At 69.6% G+C, this 21634-nt stretch carries 16 protein-coding genes and 2 rRNA genes; 14 read left to right on the top strand and 4 right to left on the bottom strand.

All coding sequences use genetic code 11. The features are described 5' to 3' along the window. Nucleotides 1-266 precede the first annotated feature (266 nt). Together AB5J49_RS10640 and rrf are read left to right on the top strand one after the other, a co-directional pair. Nucleotides 267-3388, top strand: a 23S ribosomal RNA gene (locus tag AB5J49_RS10640). A 106-nt stretch (nt 3389-3494) separates the two neighbouring features. Continuing rightward, nucleotides 3495-3611, top strand: a 5S ribosomal RNA gene (rrf, locus tag AB5J49_RS10635). A gap of 119 nt (nt 3612-3730) precedes the next feature. Here the strand turns inward: rrf and AB5J49_RS10630 are convergent. Continuing rightward, nucleotides 3731-4573 (bottom strand): hypothetical protein, encoded by an 843-nt coding sequence (locus tag AB5J49_RS10630; protein ID WP_369175503.1) that lies wholly within the window; start codon nt 4571-4573, stop codon nt 3731-3733. 369 nt (nt 4574-4942) lie between these two features. Between AB5J49_RS10630 and AB5J49_RS10625 the strand changes: the two genes are divergently transcribed. After that, nucleotides 4943-5701, top strand: a complete 759-nt coding sequence (locus AB5J49_RS10625; protein ID WP_369175098.1) for a hypothetical protein — start codon at nt 4943-4945, stop codon at nt 5699-5701. Nucleotides 5702-5755: 54 nt separating this feature from the next. Here the strand turns inward: AB5J49_RS10625 and AB5J49_RS10620 are convergent, their stop codons facing one another. Next, nucleotides 5756-7048 carry a DUF1015 domain-containing protein gene (locus AB5J49_RS10620; protein ID WP_369168304.1) on the bottom strand — a complete coding sequence of 431 codons (1293 nt, stop codon included), beginning with the start codon at nt 7046-7048 and terminating at the stop codon, nt 5756-5758. Nucleotides 7049-7119: 71 nt separating this feature from the next. Here AB5J49_RS10620 and AB5J49_RS10615 point away from each other — a divergent pair, with 71 nt between their 5' ends. The 4 genes from AB5J49_RS10615 (at nt 7120) to AB5J49_RS10600 (ending at nt 11332) form a co-directional block, all read left to right on the top strand. Further along, nucleotides 7120-8148, top strand: a complete 1029-nt coding sequence (locus AB5J49_RS10615; RefSeq protein WP_369168303.1) for an HAD hydrolase-like protein — start codon at nt 7120-7122, stop codon at nt 8146-8148. Nucleotides 8149-8232: 84 nt separating this feature from the next. Further along, a complete protein-coding gene (locus AB5J49_RS10610) occupies nt 8233-9276 on the top strand; it encodes a FecCD family ABC transporter permease (protein WP_369168302.1) in 1044 nt (347 codons plus the stop codon). Nucleotides 9277-9371: 95 nt separating this feature from the next. Further along, a complete protein-coding gene (locus tag AB5J49_RS10605; RefSeq protein ID WP_369175097.1) occupies nt 9372-10391 on the top strand; it encodes a FecCD family ABC transporter permease in 1020 nt (339 codons plus the stop codon). Next, nucleotides 10388-11332, top strand: coding sequence for an ABC transporter ATP-binding protein (locus AB5J49_RS10600; protein WP_369168301.1), 945 nt, complete (start codon nt 10388-10390; stop codon nt 11330-11332). The genes AB5J49_RS10605 and AB5J49_RS10600 overlap by 4 nt, the downstream gene beginning before the upstream one ends. Here the strand turns inward: AB5J49_RS10600 and AB5J49_RS10595 are convergent. Next, on the bottom strand, nt 11316-11663 hold the full coding sequence (locus tag AB5J49_RS10595; RefSeq protein ID WP_369168300.1) for a sterol-binding protein: 348 nt from the start codon (nt 11661-11663) through the stop codon (nt 11316-11318). The two genes, AB5J49_RS10600 and AB5J49_RS10595, sit on opposite strands and share 17 nt — an antisense overlap. A gap of 42 nt (nt 11664-11705) precedes the next feature. On the opposite strand from AB5J49_RS10595, the gene AB5J49_RS10590 reads away from it, so the two are divergent. The 5 genes from AB5J49_RS10590 (at nt 11706) to AB5J49_RS10570 (ending at nt 17230) form a co-directional block, all read left to right on the top strand. Next, nucleotides 11706-12035: a hypothetical protein gene (locus AB5J49_RS10590; protein WP_369168299.1), complete on the top strand. Its 330-nt coding sequence runs from the start codon at nt 11706-11708 to the stop codon at nt 12033-12035. A gap of 7 nt (nt 12036-12042) precedes the next feature. Then, complete coding sequence (locus AB5J49_RS10585; protein ID WP_274237902.1) at nt 12043-12858, top strand: TlyA family RNA methyltransferase; 816 nt, start codon at nt 12043-12045, stop codon at nt 12856-12858. After that, nucleotides 12855-13760, top strand: a complete 906-nt coding sequence (locus AB5J49_RS10580; RefSeq protein ID WP_369168298.1) for an NAD kinase — start codon at nt 12855-12857, stop codon at nt 13758-13760. The genes AB5J49_RS10585 and AB5J49_RS10580 overlap by 4 nt, the downstream gene beginning before the upstream one ends. Nucleotides 13761-13995: 235 nt before the next feature. Beyond that, nucleotides 13996-15714 carry a DNA repair protein RecN gene (recN, locus tag AB5J49_RS10575; RefSeq protein WP_369175096.1) on the top strand — a complete coding sequence of 573 codons (1719 nt, stop codon included), beginning with the start codon at nt 13996-13998 and terminating at the stop codon, nt 15712-15714. Between the two features lie 379 nt (nt 15715-16093). Beyond that, nucleotides 16094-17230, top strand: a complete 1137-nt coding sequence (locus tag AB5J49_RS10570; protein WP_369168297.1) for a glycosyltransferase family 4 protein — start codon at nt 16094-16096, stop codon at nt 17228-17230. A gap of 37 nt (nt 17231-17267) precedes the next feature. Here the strand turns inward: AB5J49_RS10570 and AB5J49_RS10565 are convergent, their stop codons facing one another. Next, entirely contained in the window at nt 17268-18929 is a 1662-nt protein-coding gene (locus AB5J49_RS10565) for a PucR family transcriptional regulator (RefSeq protein WP_369168296.1), read from the bottom strand. Nucleotides 18930-19150: 221 nt separating this feature from the next. Here AB5J49_RS10565 and AB5J49_RS10560 point away from each other — a divergent pair, with 221 nt between their 5' ends. Together AB5J49_RS10560 and AB5J49_RS10555 are read left to right on the top strand one after the other, a co-directional pair. Further along, nucleotides 19151-20656, top strand: coding sequence for an APC family permease (locus AB5J49_RS10560; protein WP_369168295.1), 1506 nt, complete (start codon nt 19151-19153; stop codon nt 20654-20656). Nucleotides 20657-20666: 10 nt separating this feature from the next. Then, complete coding sequence (locus AB5J49_RS10555; protein ID WP_369168294.1) at nt 20667-21629, top strand: LLM class F420-dependent oxidoreductase; 963 nt, start codon at nt 20667-20669, stop codon at nt 21627-21629. The last annotated feature ends 5 nt before the right edge of the window (nt 21630-21634 follow it).

Here is a 21634-nt window from a genome sequence, read left to right as displayed (position 1 = left end):
GCCAGTACATCAGCGAATGTCTGATGCTGGTTGCTCATGGGTGGAACGTTGATTATTCGGCACTTTCAGTCATCTCGGGCTGCCAGTACTGCTCTTCGGAGTGTGGAACGCTGATCATGAGTGGCGAGGGTGTCGGGCACGCTGTTGGGTGTCTGAGGGAATGAATTCCCTCGTGATGCCGGCCCCAGTGAACTCGAACCGGTTGGTTCGGGGTGATGGGTGGCTGGTCGTTGTTTGAGAACTGCACAGTGGACGCGAGCATCTGTGGCCAAGTTTTTAAGGGCGCACGGTGGATGCCTTGGCACCAGGAACCGATGAAGGACGTGGGAGGCCACGATAGTCCCCGGGGAGTCGTCAACCAGGCTTTGATCCGGGGGTTTCCGAATGGGGAAACCCGGCAGTCGTCATGGGCTGTCACCCATACCTGAACACATAGGGTATGTGGAGGGAACGCGGGGAAGTGAAACATCTCAGTACCCGCAGGAAGAGAAAACAACCGTGATTCCGGGAGTAGTGGCGAGCGAAACCGGATGAGGCTAAACCGTATACGTGTGAGACCCGGCAGGGGTTGCGTATGCGGGGTTGTGGGATCTCTCTTCTGTTGTCTGCCGGCAACAGGACGAGTCAGAAACCGTTGATGTAGGCGAAGGACATGCGAAAGGTCCGGCGTAGAGGGTAAGACCCCCGTAGTCGAAACGTCAGCGGCTCGTTTGAGAGACACCCAAGTAGCACGGGGCCCGAGAAATCCCGTGTGAATCTGGCGGGACCACCCGCTAAGCCTAAATATTCCCTGGTGACCGATAGCGGATAGTACCGTGAGGGAATGGTGAAAAGTACCGCGGGAGCGGAGTGAAATAGTACCTGAAACCGTGTGCCTACAAGCCGTGGGAGCGTCGGGCAAGCACTTGTGTTTGCCTCGTGACTGCGTGCCTTTTGAAGAATGAGCCTGCGAGTTTGCGGTGTGTTGCGAGGTTAACCCGTGTGGGGAAGCCGTAGCGAAAGCGAGTCCGAATAGGGCGATTCAGTAGCGCGCTCAAGACCCGAAGCGGAGTGATCTAGCCATGGGCAGGTTGAAGCGGAGGTAAGACTTCGTGGAGGACCGAACCCACCAGGGTTGAAAACCTGGGGGATGACCTGTGGTTAGGGGTGAAAGGCCAATCAAACTCCGTGATAGCTGGTTCTCCCCGAAATGCATTTAGGTGCAGCGTCGTGTGTTTCTTGCCGGAGGTAGAGCACTGGATAGGCGATGGGCCCTACCGGGTTACTGACCTTAGCCAAACTCCGAATGCCGGTAAGTGAGAGCGCGGCAGTGAGACTGTGGGGGATAAGCTCCATGGTCGAGAGGGAAACAGCCCAGAGCATCGACTAAGGCCCCTAAGCGTACGCTAAGTGGGAAAGGATGTGGAGTCGCAGAGACAACCAGGAGGTTGGCTTAGAAGCAGCCACCCTTGAAAGAGTGCGTAATAGCTCACTGGTCTAGTGATTCCGCGCCGACAATGTAGCGGGGCTCAAGCGTACCGCCGAAGTCGTGTCATTGCGATATGTACCCCCAACGGGGATCGTGATGGGTAGGGGAGCGTCGTGTGCCGGGTGAAGCAGCACCGGAAGGTAGTTGTGGACGGTTCACGAGTGAGAATGCAGGCATGAGTAGCGATTCACACGTGAGAAACGTGTGCGCCGATTGACTAAGGGTTCCTGGGTCAAGCTGATCTGCCCAGGGTAAGTCGGGACCTAAGGCGAGGCCGACAGGCGTAGTCGATGGATAACCGGTTGATATTCCGGTACCCGCTGTGAAGCGTCAAACATTGAATCGGGCGATGCTAAGTCCGTGAAGCCGCCCTGGAGCCTTCGGGCAAAGGGGAGTGGTGGAGCCGACGGACCAGACCTGTAGTAGGTGAGTGATGGGGTGACGCAGGAAGGTAGTCCATCCCGGGCGGTGGTTGTCCCGGGGTAAGGGTGTAGCCCGAGTGGTAGGTAAATCCGCCATTCATACAGGGTGAGACCTGATGCCGAGCCGATTGTGGTGAAGTGGATGATCCTATGCTGTCGAGAAAAGCCTCTAGCGAGTTTCATGGCGGCCCGTACCCTAAACCGACTCAGGTGGTCAGGTAGAGAATACCGAGGCGTTCGGGTGAACTATGGTTAAGGAACTCGGCAAAATGCCCCCGTAACTTCGGGAGAAGGGGGGCCACGCTTGGTGAGAGGACTTGCTCCTCGAGCTGGGGGTGGCCGCAGAGACCAGCGAGAAGCGACTGTTTACTAAAAACACAGGTCCGTGCGAAGCCGTAAGGCGATGTATACGGACTGACGCCTGCCCGGTGCTGGAACGTTAAGGGGACCGGTTAGTCAGGATTCGTCCTGGCGAAGCTGAGAACTTAAGCGCCAGTAAACGGCGGTGGTAACTATAACCATCCTAAGGTAGCGAAATTCCTTGTCGGGTAAGTTCCGACCTGCACGAATGGCGTAACGACTTCTCGACTGTCTCAACCATAGGCCCGGTGAAATTGCACTACGAGTAAAGATGCTCGTTTCGCGCAGCAGGACGGAAAGACCCCGGGACCTTTACTACAGTTTGATATTGGTGTTCGGTTCGGCTTGTGTAGGATAGGTGGGAGACTTTGAAGCGGGCACGCCAGTGTTCGTGGAGTCGCCGTTGAAATACCACTCTGGTCGTGCTGGATGTCTAACCTGGGTCCGTGATCCGGATCAGGGACAGTGTCTGATGGGTAGTTTAACTGGGGCGGTTGCCTCCTAAAGAGTAACGGAGGCGCCCAAAGGTTCCCTCAGCCTGGTTGGCAATCAGGTGTTGAGTGTAAGTGCACAAGGGAGCTTGACTGTGAGACCGACGGGTCGAGCAGGGACGAAAGTCGGGACTAGTGATCCGGCGGTGGCTTGTGGAAGCGCCGTCGCTCAACGGATAAAAGGTACCCCGGGGATAACAGGCTGATCTTCCCCAAGAGTCCATATCGACGGGATGGTTTGGCACCTCGATGTCGGCTCGTCGCATCCTGGGGCTGGAGTCGGTCCCAAGGGTTGGGCTGTTCGCCCATTAAAGCGGTACGCGAGCTGGGTTTAGAACGTCGTGAGACAGTTCGGTCCCTATCCGCTGCGCGCGCAGGAATATTGAGAAGGGCTGTCCCTAGTACGAGAGGACCGGGACGGACGAACCTCTGGTGTGCCAGTTGTTCTGCCAAGGGCATGGCTGGTTGGCTACGTTCGGGAGGGATAACCGCTGAAAGCATCTAAGCGGGAAGCCTGCTTCGAGATGAGTATTCCCACCCACTTGATGGGGTAAGGCTCCCAGTAGACGACTGGGTTGATAGGCCGGATCTGGAAGCACGGTAACGTGTGGAGGTGACCGGTACTAATAGGCCGAGGGCTTGTCCTCAGTTGCTCGCGTCCACTGTGTTAGTTCTGAGGCAACGACCGTTGCCGGTTTTTTGAGCAGAACAGACAACAGAAGAGTGTGCTTGTTCGCTCGAAACCATTAGGGTTTCGGTGGTTATAGCGTGAGGGAAACGCCCGGTTACATTCCGAACCCGGAAGCTAAGCCTTACAGCGCCGATGGTACTGCAGGGGGGACCCTGTGGGAGAGTAGGACGCCGCCGAACAATCTTTGGAGGACCTCTGGTCCCAGCGTCAAGCTGGGACCAGAGGTCCTTTTTTGTTTTTCCGGAGCGCGCCGGGTAGCCGGCTGCGCGAGAATGACTTGCGGTACCGAAGACAGGAGTCACCCATGTCCACCAACTCTCCCGACGATCGACCGGAGCGCGACCAGCGGCGACGGGACAGTGGTGACCGCGGCGACCGGGGTGACCGAGGCGGTTACCGCGGGGACCGGGGTGGTTTCCGGCGTGACAACGACCGCCGGGACAAGGACAACGACCGTGGTGACCGCGGTCGTTACGGGCGGGATGACAGTCGTGGTGGCTACGGAGGCCGCCGCGATGACCGTAGTGATGACCGCCGCGATGACCGTCGGGACGATCGGCGTGATGATCGCCGGGACGGCGACCGTGGGCCTCGTCCCGCGTTCCGCCGTGACGACCGGTCCGGTGGGCCGCGTCGGGACGATCGGTCCGCTGGGCCGCGTCGGGATGATCGGTCCGCTGGGCCGCGTCGGGATGATCGGTCCGCTGGGCCGCGTCGGGATGATCGGTCCGCTGGGCCGCGTCGGGATGATCGGTCCGCTGGGCCGCGTCGGGATGATCGGGATCGCGAACGTGGGTTCCGGCGTGATGGCGACCGTCCTTCCCCCCGGCGCGACGACCGGGGAGAGCGCCGGGACGACGACCGTGGTGGGTTCCGACGCGACGGCGACCGTGGTGGCTTCCGGCGGGACGACCGCGGTGAGCGTGGTAGCTACGGTCGCCGCGACGACCGTCGTGATGACCGTCGGGGCGATGACCGTGACCGTGGTTTCCGGCGGGATGACCGCCGAGACGACCGGCGTGACGGCGAGCGGGGCGGCTTCCGGCGGGACGACCGGGACCCTGGCTTCCGGCGTGATGACCGTGGCGGCGACCGTGACCGTGGCTTCCAGCGTGATGACCGTGGTGGCGACCGTGACCATGGCTTCCGGCGTGACGACCGGCGTGGTGAGGACCGGCGTGGTGAGGACCGCGGGGATCGCGGTGGGTTCCGGCGTGATGACAGTCGTGGGGATCGCGGTGGGTTCCGGCGTGATGACAGTCGTGGGGATCGCGGTGGGTTCCGGCGTGATGACAGTCGTGGGGATCGTGGCGGGTTCCGGCGTGATGACAGCCGGGGCGAGCGTGGCGGGTTCCGGGGGCGGGACGACCGTGGTGATCGTGGGCCCCGTCGGGACGACCGTGGTGGGCGTCCCGGAGGGTTCCGCGGGCGGGACGACCGGCGTGATGACCGACGTGGCGGTGGTCGGTTCCGTGATGAGCGGGATCGGGACCGCGAGCCGATCAAGCGGCTGCCGATCCCGGAGGACGTCACGGGCGATGAGATCGACAAGGACGTACGGCAGGAGCTGCAGAGCCTGCCGAAGGGGCTCGCGGAGGATGTCGCCAAGAACCTGGTGATGGTCGCCCGGCTCATCGACGAGGACCCGGAGGGCGCCTACGGCTACTCCAAGGTGGCCCTGCGGCTGGCGTCGCGTGTCGCCGCCGTACGAGAGGCGGCCGGGTTCGCGGCGTACGCCAACCAGAAGTACAGCGAGGCGCTCGCGGAGTTCCGGGCCGCGCGGCGGATGACCGGGAACGTGGAGCTGTGGCCGGTCATGGCCGACTGTGAGCGTGGGCTCGGGCGGCCGGAGAAGGCGCTGGACATGGCCGGGGCACCCGAGGTGCACAAGCTGGACAAGGCCGGCCAGGTCGAGATGCGGCTTGTCGCGGCCGGCGCCCGGCGTGACCTGGGGCAGCTGGACGCGGCCATCGTGACGCTGCAGAGCCCCGAGCTCGCCTCCAACGCCGTACAGCCGTGGACCGCGCGGCTGCGGTACGCGTACGCCGACGCGCTGCTCGCGGCCGGGCGGCAGGGTGAGGCGCGGGAGTGGTTCGCCAAGGCCGTCGAGGCCGACAAGGACGGCAGCACGGACGCCTCCGACCGGCTTGCCGAGTTGGACGGTGTCGAGTTCGTCGACGCCTTCGACGAGGGCGAGGGCGAGGGCGAGAACGAAGACCACAGTGACCCGCAGGCTCAGGACGGGCCCGGGCAGGGTGGCGAGGAGTGAGCGGCGCTTGAGGTGAAGGGCGGGATCCCGGGCTGGGGTCCCGCCCTTCGGCGTTCAGAGGTCCAGGGCGCGCAGGACCAGGCCCGAGGCCGGTTTCGGGCCGAACGACGTCGACTTGCGGGGCATGGTGACGCCCTGGCGGGCGAGATCGCGTACGACGTCCTCTCGGACGGGGTGCATCAGGACGGCCGTACCGCCGTCGCGTTCCGCCTTGTCGACGGTGGCGGCGGTGTCGTGGATGTAGGCGATGCGGGCGGGGTCGTCCTCGGGGACGTGCCAGATCTCGGCGAGGAGGGTGGCGTGCAGGACCGTCGCGTCCAGAGTGCGCCAAGCCGCCGGGCGGTCGGCGGGGACCGTGCGGGCGAGGAGAGCCTGGTCCGGGCGGTCGACGAGGTGGAAGGCGCCGTCTCCGGCGAGGAGGTAGGCGTTGCCGGCGCAGGACGCGTCGGCCAGGGTCTCCAGGGCCTCGGTCAGGGGGAGTTCGAGGCGGCGGACGCGGAACAGGCCGTCGAGGGCGGCCAGGGCGTCCGGCACCGGCAGGCCGTGCAGGAGGCGGTGGATGGCGCGGACGCGGAGCGGGTAGCGGGCCGTGTCGACCAGGAGGACGAGGCCGTAGTCCCAGGCGCTGGGTGAGGGGTGCTCCGCGCGTAGACGGCGATACGTCGCCCAGCGGTGGTGGCCGTCGGCGATCAGGGCCTGGTGGCGGGCCAAATCGGACTGGATGCGGGCCAGCTCGGCGGGGTCGGTGATCGACCACAGGCGGTGGCTGAAGCCGTCCTCCGTGGTGGTCGTGAAGAGCGGCGGGCACTCGATCGTGCGCTCGATGACGGCGGTCGTGTCGGCGGCCGTGCCGTTGCCGCGGTAGGTCAGGAGCAGGGGCTCGAGATTCGCGGAGGTGGCGCGCATCAGGGCCGCTCGGTCGGCGACCACGTGCGGCATGACGTCCTCGTGCGGCAGGACCAGGCCCTCCGACGGCTCCGTCACGCGCAGGGCGCCGATGATGCCGCGCTGCAGCATGCCGTCGCCGTCGTGCTGTTCGTAGACGTAGAGGCCGGGTTCGGGGTCGGCCGTCAGTACGCCCTCGGACAGCCAGCGTCGCAGGGTCTTGGCGGCCTGTTCGTTGCGGGCGCCGGCGGTGTCGGCCTGGGGGAGGATCAGGCGGACGATGTTGTACGGGTCCGCGTCCTGGAGGTGGTGCAGGCCGTCGGGGCGGACGACGACGTCGTACGGAGGGGATGTCACGGCGGCCAGGCTGCCGACCCGGTCGGGGTCGTAGCGAAGGCCCTGGAACGGGGTGAGTTCTAGGCCTCGGCGCGCCGTTACTTCCTGGTGACCTGCTGTGTTCATCCCGGCATCGTACGGGTGTCAGTGGCATGGGGGATGATCGGGGAAAGCCGTCGAACGAGGAGCGATGCGGAATGAGCCAGAGCGTCAGGACGAGGCCCGAGGGCAGTGGCCAGGCCCTGAGCGAGGCGTATGACACGGCGCTGCTCGACCTCGACGGTGTGGTGTACGCGGGGGGCCACGCGATCGTGCATGCCGTCGAGTCGCTCGCCGTGGCCCGGGCGGGCGGGATGCATCTCGCGTATGTCACGAACAACGCCCTGCGGACGCCGGATGCCGTGGCCGTACATCTGACGGAGCTGGGGATACCCACGGGGGCGGACGACGTCATCACCTCGGCGCAGGCCGTCGCGCGGCTGATCAGTGAGCAGGTGCCGGCCGGCGCCCGGGTGCTGGTGATCGGCGGTGAGGGGCTGCGGGTGGCGCTGCGGGAGCGCGGGCTGGAGCCGGTGGAGTCGGCGGACGACGATCCGGCGGCGGTCGTACAGGGGTACGGCGGGCCCGAGTTGCCGTGGGGGCGGTTCGCGGAGGCCTCTTACGCCGTGGCGCGTGGGGTGCCCTGGTTCGCGTCCAACACCGACCTGACGATTCCGAGCGGGCGCGGGATCGCGCCGGGCAACGGGGCGGCGGTGGAGGTCGTACGGATCGCCACCGGCGCCGAGCCGCAGGTGGCGGGCAAGCCGTTGCCTCCCATGCACCGGGAGACGATCCTGCGGACGGGTGCCGAGCGGCCGCTGGTGGTCGGGGACCGGCTGGACACGGACATCGAGGGTGCTTTCAACGGGGACGTCGACTCGCTGCTCGTGCTGACCGGGGTGACCGATGGCGCGCAGTTGCTCGCCGCGCCGCCGCAGCACCGGCCGACTTATGTCGACGCGGATCTGCGGGGGTTGCTCACCGGGCAGCCGGAGGTCGTGGCGGACGGGGGCGGCTTCCGGTGTGGTGGCTGGACGGCCACCGCTGGGGCGGAGCGGCTGGAACTCGACGGTGACGGGGCGGGCTTGGACGGGCTGCGGGCGTTGTGTGCGGCGGCCTGGGCAGCGGCTGGTGAGGGTGTGTGCGAGCTGGAAGCGGGGAAGGCGTTGGCGCGGCTGGGGTTGTGAGCCGCCGCACCGTGGCGGAGCGAAGGCGGGCGTGGGCGCGCAGCGGGATCGTGGCCAAATAGCAGGGTAGGCTAACCTAACTGCGTGTTGGTCGACAGTCCTCCCGAACAGCGCGCTGACCCCGTGTCCGCGCCGCCAACCCGACGGGCGTTCCGTGCCGTTGGGCTGCTCGTCTCTGTCCTGATTCTGGTGGTCGTCGCGTTGGCGAGCATCGCGATCGGGGCGAAACAGCTGTCCATGGGGGAGGTCTGGCACGGCTTGGTCGAGAGCTCGGGGACCTACGGCGACGTCGTGGTCGAGGACCGGATCTCGCGCACCGTGCTCGGACTGCTCGCCGGCGCCGCCCTCGGCCTCGCCGGGGCCGTGCTCCAGGCGCTCACCCGTAACCCGCTCGCCGATCCCGGTCTGCTCGGCATCAACGCGGGCGCGTCCGCCGCGGTCGTCACCGCCATCACCTTCTTCGGCGTCACGAGCCTGAGCGGCTACGTCTGGTTCGCCTTCCTCGGCGCGGCCGCGGTCGGGGCGATGGTCTGGTTCCTCGGCGGCAGCCGGGGTGCCACGCCGGTACGGCTGGCGCTCGCCGGTACGGCGATCAGCGCCGCGCTCTACGGCTACCTCCAGGCCGTGATGATCATGGACGACGCGGCGCTCAACAAGATGCGCTTCTGGACGGTCGGTTCACTGTCCTCGGCGACGGACTCGACCATCCAGCAGGTGCTGCCGTTCCTCGTCGTCGGCATGGTCCTCGCGCTCGCCCTCGCCCGGCCGCTGAACGCCATGGAGATGGGCGACGACACCGCCAGGGCCCTCGGCGCGAACCTGAACCGCACCCGGGCGCTGTCGATGCTCGCCGCGACCGTGCTGTGCGGGGCCGCGACCGCGGCCTGCGGGCCGATCGTGTTCGTCGGTCTGATGGTGCCGCACGTCGTACGGTCCTTCACCGGGCCCGACCTGCGCTGGATCCTGCCGTACGCGGCCGTCCTGTCGCCCGTGCTGCTGCTCGGCGCGGACGTCCTCGGCCGGATCGTCGCCCGACCCTCCGAGCTTCAGGTCGGCATCGTCACCGCGATTCTCGGCGGACCGGTCTTCATCTTTCTCGTACGACGGCGGAGGACGGCCCAGCTGTGAAGACCGCAGTGAAGAGCGAAGCGAAGGACGCGGCGAAGAGCACGTCGAAGCGCGCGGCGAAGTCCGCAGGGCCAACCAGCCGTTCCCGCCGTGCCGTGCGGGCCCCGGGCGGGCTCTCCGTGCGGCTGGACGTCCGGGCGCTGACCGTCGTCGCCCTGTTGCTGCTCGCCGCGCTCGCCGCGAGCGTCGTGCTGATCGGCACCGGAGACTTCCCGATCACGGCGGGCGACGTGCTCAAGACGCTGGCCGGCGACGGCAACGCGGGGCAGGAGTTCATCGTCAACGAGCTGCGGCTGCCCAGGGTCCTGGTCGGGCTCCTGGTCGGTGCCTCGCTCGGCCTCGGCGGTGCGCTGTTCCAGGCGCTGTCCCGCAACCCGCTGGGCAGCCCGGACATCCTCGGTCTCGGACAGGGGGCCACGGCCGGGGCGCTCGTGGTGATCGTCCTGTTCTCCGGGAACGCCACGCAGGTCACCGTCGGCGCGCTGGCGGGCGGACTCGCGACCGGGCTGGCCATCTATCTGCTCGCCTGGAAGCGGGGTGTGCACGGGTATCGACTGGTCCTGGTCGGTATCGGTATGTCCGCGATCATGACGGCGGTCAACGGCTATCTGCTGACCAAGGCCGACCTGGTGGACGCGGCCCGCGCGGTCGTCTGGATGACCGGTTCCCTCAGCGGCCGTGACTGGGAGCAGGTCGAGCCGCTGTTCTGGCTGTGCGCCGTCCTCGTGCCGCTCGTCCTCGCCAACGCGCGTGGGCTGCGGATGATGGAGATGGGCGACGACGTCTCGTACGCCCTGGGAGTGCGCGTCGAGCGCGTACGGCTGCTGCTGATGCTGGCGGCCGTGCTGCTCACCGCGGCGGCCACCGCCGCCGCCGGACCCGTCAGCTTCGTGGCGCTCACCGCCCCGCAGCTCGCCCGGCGCCTGACCCGCTCGCCCGGGCCGAACCTGCTGCCCTCCCTGTGTATGGGCGCCGCCCTCCTCGTCACCGCCGACTGGGTCTCCCAGCGGGTCTTCGGAGCCGACCAGATGCCCGTGGGCGTGGTCACGGGTGTGCTCGGCGGCGTGTATCTGCTGTGGCTGCTGGTCACCGAGCGCAAGGCGGGCCGGATATGAGCGCGAGCAGCAGCACCAGCAGCGAGAGCCTCAGCAGCGGACCGAACAACGGACCGAACAACGGGCTGAACGACCGAAGGAGCACTGTGAACCGCCTGTCCGCCGACAACGTCACCCTCGCCTACGACCAGCGGGTCATCGCCGAGCAGCTGTCGGTGGAGATACCCGACAACTCCTTCACCGTGATCGTCGGCCCCAACGCGTGCGGCAAGTCCACGCTGCTGCGGGCGCTGTCGCGGATGCTCAAGCCCAGCCAGGGCAGGGTGCTGCTGGACGGGCAGGCCATCCAGTCGATGCCGGCGAAGAAGGTCGCGCGCACGCTGGGTCTGCTGCCGCAGTCCTCCATCGCGCCCGACGGGATCACCGTCGCCGACCTGGTGGGCCGCGGCCGGTACCCGCATCAGGGGATCCTGCGCCAGTGGTCGACCGAGGACGAGCGGGTCGTACAGGAGTCGATGGAGCAGACCGGGGTCGCCGAACTCGCGGATCGCTATGTCGACGAATTGTCGGGCGGTCAGCGGCAGCGCGTGTGGATCGCCATGGCGCTCGCCCAGCAGACGCCGCTGCTGCTGCTCGACGAGCCGACGACCTACCTCGACATCCAGCACCAGATCGACGTCCTCGACCTGTGTGCCGAACTGCACGAGGAGCAGGGGCGCACGCTGGTCGCCGTGCTGCACGACCTCAATCACGCCGCCCGGTACGCCACGCATCTCATCGCGCTGCGCGGCGGGCGGATCATCGCCGAGGGTGCGCCGAACGACATCGTCTCGGCCGAGCTGGTCGAGGAGGTCTTCGGGATGCGGTGCCAGGTCATCGACGACCCGGAGACGGGGACGCCGTTGGTGGTGCCGGCGGCGCGGAAGGTACGCGAACAGGTCAAGAAGGATCAGGTCAAGAAGGATCAGCTCGCGAAGGTCGCGGCTACAAAAGCTTCCTGAGCACCAGCAGGTCGCGCACCCCCGCGTGCAGCTTCACCCGGCCCGAGCCCCATGCCTTGGCGAAGTGCAGCTCGCCCTCGACCAGGGCGACCAGGTCGTCGCCGGCCATGCTGAGTCTGATCTGGGCCTTGTCCCGGGGTGGGCCCTGGAACGTGTCCTGGACGTGGATCCGGCCGCCCGCCATGCGGCCGGCGAACGTCACGTCCAGGTCGGTGATGTGGCAGCTCACCGAGCGGTCCAGGGTCGCGGCGGTGCGGACGTCCCCTTCGGCGCGCTGCATGTTGTCCGAGAGCTTTTCGAGTGCGGCGCGGCACTCCTCGATCGTGGCCATCGCGATCGACGGTACCTCAGCGGTTCGGGGTAGCGTCTGGGCATGAGCGACACAGTTCCGGAGATGGAGATCCCGCAGGCGGGGATCCCGGAGGAGGACGTCGAGGGGGAGGCCGCCGCGGAGGCCGGGCTCGCGGGTGAACCCACGTACGACCCCGTCGGCCCCGCCCCGCTGAACGTCCCCCGCACGCCCACCGGCAACGCCGACGTGGACGCCCAGCTGGAGCGGCTCGGTGATGCCGACCACCTCGCCACGGACGGACACGTCGAGGTGTACGAGGATGTACACCGGGGGCTGCGCGACGCGCTCACCGCGCTCGACGCCCGCCCGGGACCGCCGGCGCCCCCGAGGCCGTACGAGAGCAGGAGCTGAACCGAACGTGGCAGGAGTCGCACGCCGCCGTCTCGACGCGGAACTGGTCCGCCGGAAGCTGGCGCGCTCGCGCGAGCACGCCAGCCAGCTGATCGCCGCCGGGCGGGTCTCCGTCGGCAAGACCGTCGCGACCAAGCCAGCGACGCAGGTGGAGACCGCGGCGGCGATCGTCGTCGCGTCCGACGGCAGCGATCCGGAGTACGTGTCGCGGGGCGGGCACAAGCTCGCGGGCGCGCTGGAGGCCTTCGTACCCCAGGGGCTCGTGGTGGAAGGGCGGCGGGCGCTGGACGCCGGCGCCTCCACCGGGGGTTTCACCGACGTACTGCTGCGGTCGGGTGCCGCCCATGTCGTCGCCGTCGACGTCGGATACGGACAACTCGCCTGGACTCTCCAGAGTGATGAACGCGTCACCGTCAAGGACCGTACGAACGTACGCGAGTTGACGCTCGAAGCGATCGATGGGGAGCCAGTGGATCTTGTCGTGGGGGATCTGTCCTTCATCCCGCTCGGACTGGTGCTGCCCGCCCTGGTGCGGTGCGTGAAGCCGGACGCGGACCTGGTGATGATGGTCAAGCCGCAGTTCGAGGTGGGGAAGGAACGGCTGGGGAGCGGCGGGGTCGTCCGCAGCTCCCAGCTGCGGGCCGAGGCCGTGCGCGGCGTGGCCGAGAAGGCGTGGGAACTCGGCCTCGGGGTGAAGGGGGTCACGGCCAGCCCGTTGCCCGGACCCTCGGGGAATGTCGAGTACTTTCTGTGGCTGCGTGCCGGGGCGCCCGCCCTGGACCCGGCCGACGTTGACCGTGCAGTTGCGGAGGGGCCGCGTTGACACAGGACCGAGCTCGTACTGTCTTTCTGCTCGCCCACACGGGGCGGCCCGCGGCCATTCGCAGCGCCGAGCTGGTGGTCAAGGGACTGCTGCGCTCGGGCATCGGCGTGCGGGTGCTGGAGTACGAGGCGGCCGACCTGCCGCTGCCGCCCGAGGTGGGGCTCGTCAAGGAGGCCACTCCGCAGTGCCTCGACGGGTGCGAGCTGCTGATAGTGCTGGGCGGTGACGGGACGCTGCTGCGGGGCGCCGAGTTCGCGCGGGCGTCCGGGGTGCCGATGCTGGGCGTCAACCTCGGGCGCGTCGGGTTCCTCGCGGAGGCCGAGCGGGACGACCTCGACAAGGTTGTCGACCGGGTCGTGACCAAGGCGTACGAGGTCGAGGAGCGGATGACCGTCGACGTCGTCGTGCATCAGAACGGCGACATCGTGCACACCGACTGGGCGCTGAACGAGGCCGCCGTGCAGAAGGCCGGTGCCGAGAAGCTGCTCGAGGTCGTGCTGGAGATCGATGGGCGGCCGGTGACCGGGTTCGGGTGCGACGGCATCGTGCTGTCCACTCCCACCGGGTCCACGGCGTATGCCTTCTCCGCGGGTGGGCCCGTGGTGTGGCCTGAGGTCGAGGCGCTGTTGATGGTGCCGATCAGTGCGCATGCGTTGTTCGCGAAGCCGTTGGTCACCTCGCCGGACTCCGTGCTCGCGGTGGAGGTTCTGCCGCACGTTCCGCCGGGTGTGCTGTGGTGTGACGGGCGGCGGACGGTTGAGCTGCCGCCGGGGGCGCGGGTCGAGGTGCGGCGGGGGGCCGTGCCGGTGCGGCTGGCTCGGTTGCACCATGCCTCGTTCACGGATCGGCTGGTGGCGAAGTTCGCGTTGCCGGTTTCTGGGTGGCGAGGGGCTCCTCACTAACCATCCGACGGGGTGGTTTCAGGTGCGCGGCGGCTGCGGGTCGTGTGCGGCTGGTCGCGCGCCGCGGCGGGGCCGCATGTCGATGCGGCCCCGCGCCCCTTCGGATCGGACCACTCACCTGAGTGACAATGTGCGGTCGGTACACATTCGTCACCTGGACCTTCACATGACTGAGGCTGGGGGCCGTCGCACTCCACGCCCCCGACCTCGTAAGGTCGTGTCCGTGTTGGAGGAGATGCGGATACGGTCGCTCGGGGTCATCGACGACGCGGTCGTCGAGCTGTCGCCGGGATTCACCGCTGTCACGGGTGAGACGGGTGCCGGCAAGACCATGGTGGTCACCAGCCTGGGGCTGCTGCTCGGAGGGCGGGCGGACCCGGCGCTGGTGCGGATCGGGGCCGAGAAAGCGGTCGTGGAGGGGCGGATCGCCGTGCCTTCGGGCGCGCCGGTCGTCGTACGGGTCGAGGAGGCCGGGGCCGAGCTCGACGACGGGGCGTTGCTGATCAGCCGTACCGTTTCCGCCGAGGGGCGGTCGCGGGCGCACCTCGGGGGGCGCAGTGTGCCCGTGGGGATGCTGGCCGAGCTCGCCGACGAGCTGGTGGCCGTGCACGGGCAGACCGATCAGCAGGGCTTGCTGAAGCTGGCCCGGCAGCGGCAGGCGCTCGACCGGTACGCGGGGGATTCCGTCGCTGTGCCGCTCGCCAAGTACACCGAGGCCTATCGGCGGCTGCGGGCCGTCTCCGTCGAGCTGGACGAGATCGTCACGCGCGCGCGTGAGCGGGCTCAGGAAGCCGACATGCTGCGCTTCGGGCTCGACGAGATCGCGGGTGTCGAGCCGCGGGCCGGTGAGGATGTGGAGCTCGCGGAGGAAGCCGAGCGGCTGGGGCACGCGGAGGCGCTGTCGTCGGCCGCCACGGCCGCTCACGCCGCGCTCGCCGGCAACCCGGAGGACCCCGAGGGCATCGACGCGGCGACGCTGGTCGCCGGTGCGCAGCGGGCCCTGGACGCCGTGCGGTCGCACGATCCGGCGCTGGCCGCGCTGGCGGAGCGGATCGGGGAGATCGGGATCCTGCTCGGCGATGTCGCCGGGGAGCTGGCGGGGTACGCCGATGACCTGGACGCGGACCCGCTGCGGCTCGCGGCCGTCGAGGAGCGGCGGGCCGCGCTGAACGGGCTCACGCGGAAGTACGGCGAGAACGTCGCCTCCGTGCTCGCCTGGGCCGAGGAGAGCGCGGCGCGGCTGACCGAGCTGGACAGCGACGACGAGCGCATCGACGAGCTGACCGGCGAGCGGGACGCGCTGCGGGCCGAGCTGGGCGGGTTGGCGCAGGCGTTGACCGATGCGCGCACGGAGGCCGCCGAGCGGTTCGCCGCCGCCGTGACGGCGGAGCTGGCCTCGCTCGCCATGCCGCACGCGCGCGTGTCCTTCGACATCCGGCAGACCGAGGACCCGGAGGGTGTGGAGGTCGGCGGGCGTGCGGTGGCCTACGGGCCGTCCGGCGCGGACGAGGTCGAGCTGTTGCTCGCGCCGCATCCGGGAGCGCCGCCCCGGCCCATCGCCAAGGGCGCGTCCGGCGGTGAGCTCTCGCGCGTGATGCTCGCCGTCGAGGTGGTGTTCGCGGGGACCGACCCCGTGCCGACGTATCTCTTCGACGAGGTCGACGCCGGCGTCGGTGGCAAGGCGGCCGTGGAGATCGGGCGGCGGTTGGCCCGGCTGGCGAAGAGCGCGCAGGTCGTCGTGGTCACCCACCTGCCGCAGGTCGCCGCCTTCGCGGACCGGCAGTTGCTCGTCGAGAAGACCAACGACGGGTCGGTCACCCGGTCCGGGGTGAAGGTGCTGGAGGGCGAGGAGCGGGTCCGGGAACTGTCCCGGATGCTCGCCGGGCAGGAGGACTCGGAGACCGCCCGGGCGCACGCGGAGGAGTTGCTGGCGACGGCTCGGGCGGACGTGTAGCGAGATCACCGGCGGAGCGGGCCGTGCGTCGCCGTGACGCACGGCCGGGTCCACTCCGGGGCGTTCCGGGCGGTGTCGTCGCGCTGTCGCTCTGTGTCGCGTAACTGCCTTGCCGACGCGTGGTTTCCGAGCGTGCTCCACGTGCGCATGTTCGGCCACACCCCCCACCCCGCCTCACTCGTGCAGGTGACTCGGCTCGCCGCGTTGCCCGGCGTCTGTGCCGCCTTCGGCCTCCCGTCGTTCCCGGAACGCCCGGACGGCCTGGCATCCTTGGCGTAAACATGTCGTACGCGTAGGGATCCTCGCGGTACACCCCCTCCGCCCGATCCTTCTGTACGTTCTTCGTGACCGCCCGACCCGAACCAGGAGCCCCGGCCACGTGACCCCCGTGAGCAGCCACTCACCGCACGGCCAGTCGTCGCTGCGCACCGTGCAGGTGCTGGGCGGCGGCAACGCCGGCAGTAGCGCGCATGTGCGATCGCTGGCCTCGGGGCTGGTCGCGCGGGGCGTGCGGGTCACCGTGTGCGCCCCTGTCGAGGCCGATCGCGCCTACGACTTCACCGGGGTCGGCGCCGAGCACGTACACGTGCCACGCAGCAGCGATCCCACCTCCGTGGCAGCTCTGCGAGCCGCGTGCGCGGACGCCGACCTGGTGCACGCGCACGGGCTGCACGCCTCCTTCCGTGCCGTGCTCGCGCTCAGCGGGCGGCGTACTCCGCTCGTCGTCACCTGGCACGACCGGGCGCACGCCGAGGGGGCCCGCGCGCATCTCGTACGGCTGTTGGAGCGGCGGGTCGTCAAGGCCGCCTCCGTCGTGCTCGGGACCACCTCGGCGCTGGTGGACCGGGCTCGCCGGACCGGTGCCCGGGACGCCCGCCTCGCCGCCGTCGCGATGCCCGGGCGGCGCCGTGTCGTCGAGCAGGACGACCCTGACCGGCTGCGGCCCAAGGTCCGGGCCGAACTCGGGGCCACCGGGCGCCCGTTGCTGATCGCGGTCGGCTCGCTGGAGCGGCATCGCGGGTACGACGTGCTGCTGGACGCCTCGCGCGCGTGGCTGCGGCTCGATCCCGTGCCGTTGGTCGTGATCGCGGGGGAGGGGGCGCTGCGGGCCGCGCTGCAGCGCCGGATCGAGGACGAGGAGCTGCCCGTACGGCTCATCGGGCGGCGCGACGACGTCTCCGAGCTGCTCGCCGCCGCCGACATCGCGCTCCTGCCGAGCAGTTGGGAGTCACGGTCCGTCCTCGCGCAGGAGGCCCTTCACGCCCGTGTGCCGCTCGTCGCCACCGAGGTCGGCGGTGTGCCCGAACTCGTCGGCGACGCGGCCGAACTCGTCCCGTACGGCGACCCGGAGGCGCTCGCCGACGCCGTCGTACGGCTACTCGGCGATCCCGGGCGCCGGGAGCTGCTCAAGGAGCGGGGCGGGCGGCAGGTGGCGACCTGGCCGACCGAGGACGAGACCGTTGCCCAAGTGCTCAGCGTGTACGACGAGTTGACGCAGCCGCAGCCCATGATCTAGACGCCGAGCGCGTCTCTGCCCCTCTCTTTCTGCCCCTCTATCCCGCATGCCTTCGCGCCCGCAGCGCCAGGCTCAACGCCAGCACCGTCTGCGGGTCGTCGAGGTCGGTGCCGAGCAACTCGCCGATGCGGGCGAGGCGGTTGTAGAGCGTCTGCCGGTTGAGGTGCAGTTCGCGGGCCGTCTCCGCTTTGCGGCCCGCGTGCGCCAAGTACGTCTCCAGGGTGGGCAGCAGGGGTGGCCGGGAGCGGCTGTCGTGGTCGCGGAGCGGGCCGATCGCGCGGTCCACGAAGGCCGCGAGGTCCGGGTGCTCGCGCAGCCGCCACAGGAGCAGGTCGATGTCCAGGCGCCGGGCGTCGTACCAGGGGCGGTCGGACAGGCCCTGCGCCGCCGTCGCGGTCTCCGCCGCGTGTCTGAGGCCCGCCGAGGCAGCCGCCCAGCTGCCCGCGACGCCGACGACCACGACCGGCGGCTGCGCGCCCGGCCGCTGGAACCCGGCCCGCTCGACACCCGCCCGCAGCGCCGCCGCGACCCGGTCCGCGACCGCCGACCGCTCCGACTCCGCACGCAGGCCCAGCAGCAGGGGGACGCGGCCTTCGACCGGGCGTACGCCCAGCAGGACCGGAACTCCTACGGACGCCAGCTCCTCCCCGACCGCGCGCGCCAGTACCGCCCAGCCGCCGCCGGGGGACAGCGCGTCCCCCAGCCGCATCACGACCGGCAGCAGCGGGCCGTCACCCGGCTTGAAGCCCAGTACGCGCGCCTGTGCCGGGGCGTCCTCGGCGGCGATACGGCCCTCCGCGAGGTCGGTCAGGAAGTCGCCGCGACCGCGTGCCGCCAGCTCCTCCTCCTGGCGTGCCTGCATCAGCACCACGGCCAGGATGCCCGCGGCCCGTTCGGCGGCGATCCGGTGCACGGGCGCGAGCGGGCCCCGTACGGGCAGGAGCGCGAGACGGGCCCGGACCGAACCGGTGCCCGGGCCGCCCCCCGGCACATCCACCAGCACCGACCCGGCGGGCGGCGGCGCGTCCTTGTGCTGCCCCCGCAGCCCCTCCCACACCTGCAACGGATCCGCGCCCTCGGGGCCGGCCCCGGCGGCGTACAGCAGCCTGCCGTCCGTCGTCTCCAGGAAGACCGGGTTGCCGCTGAAGTCGGCCAGGATGCCGAGCACTTGGGGCACACCGCCGCCGCCGAGCAGCGCTTCCGTGCACCGGCGGTGCACCTCCTCCGCCCGTTGCAGCAGTGCGTAGTGGCCGTTGACGATCTCGGTGTGGATCTCCTCGGTGACCGTCACGAAGGGCACCTCGCGATGCAGCTGGACCAGCGGCAGACCGGCCGTACGTGCCGTGTCGACCAGCGCGGCGGGCAGGCGCGTGAAGCGCGGGCCCAGCTCGATGACGAGGGCCGCGATCCCGCGCTCGGCCAGGGTGCGCACGAACGCGCGCTGGTCGGACGGACGGGTGCCGAGGCCGTAGCCCGTGGTCAGCAGCAGCTCCCCGCCCTTCAGCAGGGAGGCGATGTGGGGCACCTCGCCCGCATGAACCCAGCGCACGGTCCGCCCCAGCCGGTCGGCGCCCGCGATGACCTCGGGGAGCCCGCTGCGCAGGCCGGGCAGCTCCAGCGCCCGCCGCACGGTGATCCCGGCGCCGTGGGTGCCGAATCCGCTGTCCGTACCGTCCGTACCGCCCGTGCCGCTGTCCATGTGCCGGACGCTACCCGCGGTCATGCGTCCACGACATATCCGGACCGTTACGGAGACGATCAACGGCCGCCGGCGCCCGACAAAGCGTCGCGCCCGGCGCCGGATTGCCGGACCCCCTGTCTGTTGTGGCGTGCGTCACGGCACCGCCACACTGACACATCCGAAGTGAACTGCTCCTTGACCTTCGGATTTCGTTGCGAAGGCACGTCGAGAGGGACGGAATGACCCAAACACCCCCGCGAGAGGTACACCGGCTCAAGGCGAATTCCGTGGGCCTGACGGGCGTCGTCTTCATGGCGGTCGCCACCGCCGCGCCGATCACCGCGATGACCGGCAACCTGCCCATCGCGGTCGGCTTCGGCAACGGCACGGGCGCGCCCGCCGGCTACCTCTTCGCCACGCTCGTGCTGACGGTGTTCTCCGTCGGATACGTCGCCATGGCCCGCCGTATCACCGCCGCCGGCGCCTTCTACGGCTACATCTCGCACGGCCTCGGGCGGATCACCGGCATGGCCTCGGGGATGCTGGCCGTGCTGGCGTACATCGTCTTCGAGGCGTCCATCGTGGGCGTCTTCTCGTACTTCGCGCAGACGACGGTCCACGACCAGCTCGGCGTCGACCTCCCCTGGATCCTGTACGCCGCCGCCATGCTGCTCTTCACCGCGGTCCTGGCGTACTTCGACATCAACCTCACCGCGAAGGCCCTCGGCGTGATGCTGGTCGCCGAGATCGCGGTCCTGTTCGTGGTCGCCACGGCCGTGCTGCTGAACGGCGGCGGCCCCGACGGCATCCCCCTCGAGCCCGTCAACCCCAAGAACGCCTTCACCGGAGCCTCCGCCGGTCTCGGCCTGTTCTTCGCCTTCTGGTCGTGGGTCGGCTTCGAGTCGACGGCGATGTACGGCGAGGAGTCCCGGGACCCCAAGCGCGTCATCCCGCGCGCGACGCTGATCTCCGTCATCGGGGTCGGGATCTTCTACATCTACGTCTCCTGGATGACCATCGCGGGCAACGGACTCGATCGCTCCGTCGAGATCTCCTCCGGCACCAGCCCCCTCGACCTGTTCTTCGACCCGGCGCACTCCTACCTCGGCGCCTGGGCGGTCGACGCCTTCCAGTGGCTGCTGATCACCGGGTCGTTCGCCTGCGGGATGGCCTTCCACCAGTGCGCGGCACGCTATCTGTACGCCATCGGCCGCGAGGGCTTCCTGCACCCCGCCCTCGGCCGTACGCACCCCCGGCACGGGTCGCCGCACATCGCCTCCTTCGTGCAGTCGGTCATCGCGGTCGGGCTCGTCGGCGCCTTCTGGCTGACCGGGCAGGACCCGTACATCCACCTGTACACACTGCTGGCGATCCTCGGCACGATGGCGATCCTCATCGTGCAGACCCTGTGCTCCTTCGCGGTCATCGGCTACTTCCGCAAGAACCACCCCGAGGACCGCCACTGGTTCCGCACGCTCACCGCCCCCCTGCTGGGCGGCATCGGCATGATCGCGGTCGTGGGGCTGCTGGTGACCAACCTGGACACCGCGGCCGGTACGGCGGCCGGCTCGCTGTTCTTCAGGACAATCCCGTGGATCGTGGGGCTGGTCTTCTTCGGTGGGCTCGGGCTCGGCTGGTATCTGAAGGTCCGGCGGCCGGAGCGGTACGACATCATCGGCCGGATCGTGCTGGAGGACTCGGGCGAGCGGGAGGAGGGCCCGGTTACGGCACGTGCGGCGGGGTAGCGGCGCCTGCATGGACTTCAGCGTGGTTGCCGTGGCACGGGAGGACGACAGTCCGGTCGAGGAGCCGGTGCGGGTGGCGGTGGCCGCCGACCGGCTCGGGTACCGCGAGGTGTGGGCGGGGGAGGGGCCGACCTGGGACTCCTTCGTCCTCGCCGCGGCGATCGGGCGGGCCACCGAGCGGGTCGCGCTGACGGCCGGTCCCGTGGCGGTGTCGGTGCGCGAGCCGTTCGGCATCGCGCGGGGTGCCGCGTCGGTCGCCGCCGTCACCGGGCGGCCGGTCGGGGTGGCGCTGGGGACGTCCAGCAAGCGGGTCGTCGAGGGCGTGCACGGGGTGCCGCGGGTGCGGCCCGCGGCGGCGATGGAGGCCTCGGCGGCGGCCCTGCGCGTCTTCCTGCACGGCAAGCCCGGACAGCCGATCGTTCCCGGCAGCGCCTTCCCGCGCCGCCTCCCGCCTCCCGGCGGCCCGCTCACCGTGGCAGCGTTCGGCGACCGCGCGATCGCCACGGCGGCAGCGCACTCCGACCGCATGCTGCTCGACCTCGTCTCGCCGGAACAGGTCCGCGAGCTGCGGGCGAAACTCGAGACGGCCGCCGAGCGCGCCGGCCGTACGTCGCCGCCGACCCTGGCCGCCTGGCTGCCGGCCGCCGTCGATCCGGACCCGGAGTCCCTCGCGCAGGTCCTGCGGAGCATCGCCGGGTATCTGACGGTGCCGGGCTACAGCGACATGTTCGAGGCGGCCGGTTTCGGGGAGGCGCTCGAGCTGGCCCGCACCGGCGCCGACTCCGGCACCCTGGTCCGGGCGCTGCCCGCCGCGGCGGCCGACGTGGTCGGGCTGGTGGGCGACCTGGACGCCGTCCGCGCGCGGGTCGAGGAGTACGCCGAGGCAGGCCTCGACGAGATCGCCCTCGTCCCGGCGACCGCGGGCGATCCGGGCGGGGAGCGGACGCTGACGGCATTCGGGCAGGCCCGGTGACGGCG

Origin of the sequence: Streptomyces sp. R28, assembly GCF_041052385.1 — a bacterium.
GTDB lineage: Bacteria > Actinomycetota > Actinomycetes > Streptomycetales > Streptomycetaceae > Streptomyces.
Note: the sequence above shows the minus strand (reverse complement) of the source record. Positions and strands in the feature narration are given on the sequence as shown.

Coding starts and splice junctions, on each gene's coding strand:
- AB5J49_RS10630 (WP_369175503.1), bottom strand. CDS start 4,573: ATGGTCACGGTCGCCACCACGGTCATCACGCTGGAAGCCACGGTCACG.
- AB5J49_RS10620 (WP_369168304.1), bottom strand. CDS start 7,048: ATGAACACAGCAGGTCACCAGGAAGTAACGGCGCGCCGAGGCCTAGAA.
- AB5J49_RS10615 (WP_369168303.1), top strand. CDS start 7,120: ATGAGCCAGAGCGTCAGGACGAGGCCCGAGGGCAGTGGCCAGGCCCTG.
- AB5J49_RS10600 (WP_369168301.1), top strand. CDS start 10,388: ATGAGCGCGAGCAGCAGCACCAGCAGCGAGAGCCTCAGCAGCGGACCG.
- AB5J49_RS10595 (WP_369168300.1), bottom strand. CDS start 11,663: ATGGCCACGATCGAGGAGTGCCGCGCCGCACTCGAAAAGCTCTCGGAC.
- AB5J49_RS10590 (WP_369168299.1), top strand. CDS start 11,706: ATGAGCGACACAGTTCCGGAGATGGAGATCCCGCAGGCGGGGATCCCG.
- recN (WP_369175096.1), top strand. CDS start 13,996: ATGCGGATACGGTCGCTCGGGGTCATCGACGACGCGGTCGTCGAGCTG.
- AB5J49_RS10565 (WP_369168296.1), bottom strand. CDS start 18,929: ATGGACAGCGGCACGGGCGGTACGGACGGTACGGACAGCGGATTCGGC.
- AB5J49_RS10560 (WP_369168295.1), top strand. CDS start 19,151: ATGACCCAAACACCCCCGCGAGAGGTACACCGGCTCAAGGCGAATTCC.
- AB5J49_RS10555 (WP_369168294.1), top strand. CDS start 20,667: ATGGACTTCAGCGTGGTTGCCGTGGCACGGGAGGACGACAGTCCGGTC.